At 71.9% G+C, this 6,228-nt stretch carries 8 protein-coding genes; 1 reads left to right on the plus strand and 7 read right to left on the minus strand.

The features are described 5' to 3' along the window. Window positions 1-76: 76 nt before the first annotated feature. The 7 genes from MR1_RS18215 to hpt all read right to left on the minus strand — a co-directional run bounded on the left by MR1_RS18215 (window position 77) and on the right by hpt (window position 5,726). Window positions 77-628, minus strand: a complete 552-nt coding sequence (locus MR1_RS18215) for a DUF3180 domain-containing protein (protein ID WP_084344907.1) — start codon at window positions 626-628, stop codon at window positions 77-79. After that, entirely contained in the window at window positions 625-1,164 is a 540-nt protein-coding gene (folK, locus tag MR1_RS18220; protein ID WP_067250436.1) for a 2-amino-4-hydroxy-6-hydroxymethyldihydropteridine diphosphokinase, read from the minus strand. The genes MR1_RS18215 and folK overlap by 4 nt, the downstream gene beginning before the upstream one ends. Further along, on the minus strand, window positions 1,161-1,532 hold the full coding sequence (gene folB, locus MR1_RS18225) for a dihydroneopterin aldolase (protein ID WP_067250439.1): 372 nt from the start codon (window positions 1,530-1,532) through the stop codon (window positions 1,161-1,163). Before folB ends, folK begins: the two co-directional genes overlap by 4 nt. 88 nt (window positions 1,533-1,620) lie before the next feature. Then, on the minus strand, window positions 1,621-2,412 hold the full coding sequence (gene folP / locus MR1_RS18230) for a dihydropteroate synthase (protein ID WP_067250442.1): 792 nt from the start codon (window positions 2,410-2,412) through the stop codon (window positions 1,621-1,623). Continuing rightward, a complete protein-coding gene (gene folE, locus MR1_RS18235; protein ID WP_067250445.1) occupies window positions 2,409-3,032 on the minus strand; it encodes a GTP cyclohydrolase I in 624 nt (207 codons plus the stop codon). The genes folP and folE overlap by 4 nt, the downstream gene beginning before the upstream one ends. A 2-nt stretch (window positions 3,033-3,034) precedes the next feature. Next, window positions 3,035-5,044 carry an ATP-dependent zinc metalloprotease FtsH gene (ftsH, locus tag MR1_RS18240; RefSeq protein ID WP_067250448.1) on the minus strand — a complete coding sequence of 670 codons (2,010 nt, stop codon included), beginning with the start codon at window positions 5,042-5,044 and terminating at the stop codon, window positions 3,035-3,037. A gap of 130 nt (window positions 5,045-5,174) precedes the next feature. Continuing rightward, window positions 5,175-5,726 carry a hypoxanthine phosphoribosyltransferase gene (gene hpt, locus MR1_RS18245; RefSeq protein WP_067250451.1) on the minus strand — a complete coding sequence of 184 codons (552 nt, stop codon included), beginning with the start codon at window positions 5,724-5,726 and terminating at the stop codon, window positions 5,175-5,177. Between the two features lie 158 nt (window positions 5,727-5,884). Here hpt and MR1_RS18250 point away from each other — a divergent pair. After that, the coding region (locus MR1_RS18250) for a DUF937 domain-containing protein (RefSeq protein ID WP_157518365.1) at window positions 5,885-6,228 on the plus strand (344 nt) is incomplete at its 3' end.

Raw genomic sequence — 6,228 nt, forward strand, 5'->3', positions numbered from 1 at the left:
GGGCGATGCGGGAGCCGGCGGTGCGGGCGCCGGAGCCGGCGGAGGCGCGACCGGCAGGGTCGGCGGCGTCAGGCCGTCACCGTCCTGCGACGGGTGCGGATCCGGGGTGTTCGTCATCGTCTTCCTCCATCCCGGCTCCCCGGGGGGAGGCGGGGTCGTGCGGCCCAGAGTCGGTGGGGAGCGTGCAGAAGTGCTCCGCGATCAGCGCCGCGACCACGAGCACGATCGCGCCCCCGGCCGTGGCGATGACAGCCGTGATCGAGCCTACCGGCGGAGGCACCGGCCGCGTGAGGAGGTAGGCGGCCAGCCCGGCCGCGAAGCCCGCGACCGCCGCCCCGAGCAGGCTCGACGCCCGCGCGAGCATCGCGATCCGGAACGCGCGGAACGGGTCCACCCGTGCCGCGCGCACGCCGGTGTCCGCCGCGGCGATCTGCGCCCGGGTGCTGCGTCGGATCGGCCAGGCCACGACGAGCACGCCGATCCCGAGCAGGACGAGCAGGATCGGCAGCCCCACCGCGGGGGTGAACGTCGCCCTGCCGGCCGTCGTCAGGGCGTGGTCCACGAGGAAACCGACCGCTCCCCCGGCGAGGGCGACGATCAGCAGGACGACGACCGAGGTGCGCTTCATCCGGCGCCCCCGGCGCTCCGCAGCGCGGCGGCGAGGTCGGCGACGCGACCGCGGCCGGGAAGGACCGCGTCCGGGTCGACGTCGAGCCACGGCTCGAGCACGAACAGGCGGTCCGCAGCCCGCGGATGCGGCACCTGCAGCCGCTCGTCGTCGCTGCGGAGGTCTCCGTACGCGATGAGATCCAGATCCAGGGTGCGGTCGCCCCACCGCTCGGTCCGGACGCGCCCGTGCTGCTCCTCGATCGCGTGCAGCATGCCCAGGAGCACGGACGGTCCGAGGCGGGTCGTGACCAGGGCGACGGCGTTCACGTACCCCGGGGCGTCCGGGTCCGGGCCGTCCGGGCGGAGCGCCACCGTCTCGAACGGCGCGGACACCGTGACGTCCTGCACCAACGGGAGGCGGCGGATCGCCGCGACGGCGTCGTCGATCGTGGCTGCGCGGTCCCCGAGGTTGGACCCCAGCGCGACGACCGCGCGCACCGGCTCCCGCGAGGGGCGCGGGTCCGGTGCGGGCATCGGCGGGAAGCGGCGGGTCATTCCGGCCTCCCCCGGGTGATCGTCACGGCCACGTCCTGGAAGCTCAGCGGGATGGGGGCGTGCGGCTTGTGGACGGTGACCTGCGCGCTGCGGACCCGCGGGTCCGCGAGCGCGACGTCCCCGATGCGGGCGGCGAGGGTCTCGATGAGATCCACCGGCTCCCCCGCCACGACGGCCGCGACCCGCTCGGCGAGCTCGCCGTAGTGCACGGTGTCGGCGACGTCGTCGGACGCGGCGGCCTCTCGCAGGGACAGCCTCAGGCGCAGGTCGATCGTGAACTCCTGGCCGTCCGCGCGCTCGTGGTCGTACACGCCGTGACGGCCGAACACCGTCAGGCCGGTGAGCACGATCTCGTCGAGGGGTTCCATGCCCCCAGCCTACGGCGACGGATCCGCGCGGCGCGGGGTTCGCGCCGTCAGCGAACGCAGGAGCGGGACGGCGAGGGAGCGTGCGGACTCAGCCGTCCCAGGCGGCGACGACGGCCAGCGCGTCCCGGGTGGCGGCGACGTCGTGCACCCGCACGGCCCATGCGCCCGCACGCGCGGCCAGCGCGCTGGTGACCGCGGTCGCGAGATCCCGACGCGCCTCGTCGGCGTCATCGCCCAGCGCCGAGGCGAGGAAACGCTTCCGGGACGTCCCGACGAGGACCCGCGTGCCCAGGGCGACCACGTCGGAGAGGTCCCGCAGCAGCTCCCAGTTCTGCTCGCCGGTCTTCGCGAACCCGACGCCGGGGTCGACGATCACGCGCGAGGGGGCGATCCCCGCCGCCGCGGCCGCCTCTATCCGGCCCCGCAGCTCGGCGGCGACCTCGCGCCCCACGCGTCCGTACTCCGCCCGGGCGTACATGTCCGACGACGGCCCGCGCCAGTGCCCGAGCGCGATGTCCGCGCCGGTCTCCGCCACCGCGACGAGCATTTCCGGGTCGGCGAACCCGCCGGAGACATCGTTGACGATCCGCGCCCCGGCCGCCACCGCGGCGACCGCGGTGGTCGCGTTGAGCGTGTCGACGCTGACGGCGATCCCCTCGGCCGCGAGGCGTTCGATCACCGGCAGCACCCGGCGCTGCTCCTCGGCGGGATCCACGCGCTCGGCGCCGGGCCGCGTCGACTCCCCGCCGACGTCGAGCACGGCGGCCCCCTGCGCACGCAGCAGCCGTCCGCGCGCCAGCGCCGCGTCGGGATCCAGGTAGCGCCCGCCGTCGCTGAACGAGTCGGGGGTGACGTTGACGATGCCCCAGATCGCGGTCATCGCGTGTCCCCGGCGGGACCGGCCGTACCCGCCGCCGTCGACGGGCCCATGAGCGCGATGAGCTCGGCGCGCGCCACCGGGTCGGCGTACGCCCCGCGGGCCGCAATGGTCAGGGTGGACGCCTCGGGCTGCTTGCCGCCGCGCATCGTGACGCAGCCGTGCGAGGCGTCCAGCACGACGAGCACCCCGCGCGCGTCGAGGTGCGCCGCGATCGTGTCGGCGATCTGCTCGCCCAGCCGCTCCTGCACCTGCGGGCGGGACGCGAGGACCTCGACCACCTTCACCAGGGCGCCGAGGCCCACGACCTGCTCGCCCGGGAGGTACGCGATGTGCGCGTGCCCGGCGAAGGGAAGCAGATGGTGCTCGCACACCGAGCGGAACCGGATGTCGCGCAGCAGCACGGCGCCGGACGGCACGGTCTCCGGCGCCGGTCCGTGCGACACGCTGATCGTGTGGGCCAGCGGCGCCCCCGGGTCCTCGCCGACACCCGCGAAGAACTCCGCGTACAGGTCCGCCATCCGTGCGGGCGTCTGCTTCAGTCCCGGACGCTCCGGATCCTCCCCGATCGCCTCCAGCAGCTCGCGGGTGAGGGCGGCGACGCGCTCCCGGTCGACGGACACGGTCAGGCCGTCGCGGGGCGGGCGTGCCCTCCGCCGGCGGTGCCGGGCTTGCGCTCGGACGCGGACGACGGGGACGCCTCGGTCGACGCCGCCGCGCCCGCCTCGACGCCGCGGACCGGCATCTCGATCGGCGGGAGCAGGGACACCGGGCGGTCCTCGCTGCTCAGCCATTGGGGCCGCTCGGGGAGCTTCTTCACGTCCTGGAAGATCTCCGCGATCTGGTTGTGGTCGAGCGTCTCCTTCTCGAGCAGCTCACGGGCAAGCCGGTCCAGGACGTCGCGGTTGGCGCTCAGCACCTCGTAGGCCTCGTTGTGGGCCTGTTCGATGAGCGCACGCACCTGGGCGTCCACCGTCTCGGCGATCGACTCGGAGTAGTCGCGTCCGCGGTTCATGTCGCGGGCGACGAACATCTCCCCGGAGCCGGAACCCAGCTTCACCGGGCCGACCTGCGTGGTCATGCCGTACTCGGTGACCATCTTGCGGGCGATGTCGGTGGCCTTCTCGATGTCGTTCGAGGCCCCGGTCGTCGGGTCGTGGAACACGATCTCCTCGGCCACGCGGCCGCCCATGGCGTACGTGAGCTGGTCCTGGAGCTCGTTGCGGGTCACCGAGAACTTGTCGTCCACGGGCAGCACCATCGTGTAGCCGAGGGCCTTCCCGCGCGGGAGGATCGTGATCTTGGTCACCGGGTCGGAGTAGTTCATCGCCGCCGCCGCGAGCGCGTGGCCGCCCTCGTGGTACGCCGTGATGAGCTTCTCCTTGTCCTTCATCACGCGGGTGCGCCGCTGCGGGCCGGCGATGACGCGGTCGATCGCCTCGTCGAGGGCGCGGTTGTCGATGAGCTGCGCGTTGGAGCGGGCCGTGAGCAGCGCCGCCTCGTTCAGCACGTTCGCGAGGTCGGCTCCGGTGAAGCCCGGCGTCTTGCGGGCGACGACCTCGAGGTCGACGCCGTTCGCCAGCGGCTTGCCCTTCGCGTGCACCTCGAGGATCCGCTGTCGGCCCTTGAGGTCGGGGGCGTCCACCCCGATCTGGCGGTCGAAGCGGCCGGGACGCAGCAGCGCCGGGTCGAGGATGTCGGGGCGGTTGGTCGCCGCGATCACGATGACGTTCGCGTTCGGGTCGAAGCCGTCCATCTCGACGAGCATCTGGTTCAGCGTCTGCTCGCGCTCGTCGTTGCCGCCGCCGAGGCCGGCGCCGCGGTGCCGGCCGACCGCGTCGATCTCGTCGATGAAGATGATCGCCGGGGAGTTCTCCTTGGCCTGGGTGAACAGGTCACGCACGCGCGAGGCGCCGACGCCGACGAACATCTCGACGAAGTCGGATCCGGAGATCGAGTAGAAGGGAGCGCCGGCCTCTCCGGCCACGGCGCGGGCGAGCAGCGTCTTTCCGGTTCCGGGAGGGCCGTACAGCAGCACGCCCTTCGGGATCCGGGCGCCGATCGCCTGGAACTTGGCCGGGTCCTGCAGGAACTCCTTGATCTCGTGGAGCTCCTCGATCGCCTCGTCGGCCCCGGCGACGTCGGCGAAGGTGACCGTCGGGGTCTCCTTGCTCACGAGCTTCGCCCGGGACTTGCCGAACTGCATGATCTTGCCGCCGCCGCCCTGGGCCGAGGAGAGCAGCCACCAGAACAGGAGGCCGAGCAGCAGCATCGGCAGCAGCAGCGAGAGGAACCCGTCGAACCACGTCGGCTGCGGGACGGCGTCGTTGAAGCCGTCCTTCGGGTCGGCGCTGTTGATCGCGTCGATGACCTCGCCGGCGCGCTCGGACACGTAGTAGAACTGGACGGACTCGGCGCCCTCGAAGGGCTTGGAGAGCTTCATGTCGACGCGCTGGTCCCCGTCGGTCATCACGACCTCGGTGACCGTGCCCTTGCCGAGCAGCTCCAGCCCCTCCTTGGTGCTGACCTGCTTGGCGGCGCCGAGGCTCGAGATCAGCATGAATCCGCCGATCAGCAGCACGCCGATCAGCACCACGTAGATCAGCGGATTGCGGGTGAGCTTCTTCACGTCCATGATCCGTTCAGCGTATCGCGGTGCGGCTTTGCCATCGCTGGGGATTCGCCCACGGCGTACGGGGCTGCGGCGATGCCGCGGGGCACCGCGCGCGGGGTCAGGGGCGCGGTGCGTCAGGAGTAGCGGTGCGTCAGGAGTAGACGTGCGGGGCGAGCACCGCGACGTCGCGCAGGTTGCGGTAGCGCTCGGCGTAGTCCAGGCCGTAGCCGACGACGAACTCATTCGGGATGTCGAAGCCGACGTACTTGCAGTCGATGTGGACCTTGGCCGCATCGGGCTTGCGCAGCAGCGCCAGCACCTCCAGGGACTCCGCCCCGCGGGACTCGAAGTTCTCCAGCAGCCAGCTCAGCGTGAGGCCGGAGTCGATGACGTCCTCCACGATGAGCACGTGGCGTCCGTGCAGGTCCGTGTCGAGGTCCTTGCGGATCTGCACCACGCCGCTGGACTTCGTGCTCGCGCCGTAGCTGGAGACCGCCATCCAGTCCATCGGGGCGTGGAACGGCAGCTCCCGTGCGAAGTCGGCCATGACCATCACCGCGCCCTTCAGCACGCCCACGAGCAGGAGGTCCTTGCCCTCGTAGTCCGCGGCCACGAGCTGCGCGAGCTCGGCGAGCTTCTCGCGGATCTGCTCCTCGGTGACGAGGATCTCGGATAGGTCGTCCTGGATGTCCGCAGCGCGCATGGATCGATTTTATGCGACGGGCTGGGCCGCCCTCGGACATACCGGAATCACGATAAGGGATCTCGTCACGGCCTCGGTTTCCGCACTACGGTGAGCACAGAGACGGGCGGTCGCCTGTCTTCCGGAAGACTCCGGATGACCCGGGGGAAGGGAAGAACATGGACCTCGACGAGATCCTCAAGCAGGTGCCGATCGACGACATCGCCGAGAAGTTCGGCGTGAGCCAGGACGTGGCCCGCCAGGCGGTCAAGGAGGGCAGCGCCGTCCTCGTGGGCGGCCTGGCCAAGAACGCCGAGACCAGCGAGGGGTCCGCCGCGATCGAGGCCGCGCTCAGCAAGCACGGCGGGTTCGCCGGCGCGGCGAAGGTCGACGACGTCGACCAGACCGACGGCGAGAAGATCGTGAACCACGTGTTCGGCGACAGCAAGAAGCAGGTCGCGGAGACCCTCACGAACGAACCGAAGACCGCGGGGATCGACTTCGGCAAGCTCCTGCCGATCCT

The sequence above is a fragment of the Microbacterium resistens NBRC 103078 genome (genome assembly GCF_001552355.1).
In the GTDB taxonomy this organism is placed as follows: domain Bacteria; phylum Actinomycetota; class Actinomycetes; order Actinomycetales; family Microbacteriaceae; genus Microbacterium; species Microbacterium resistens.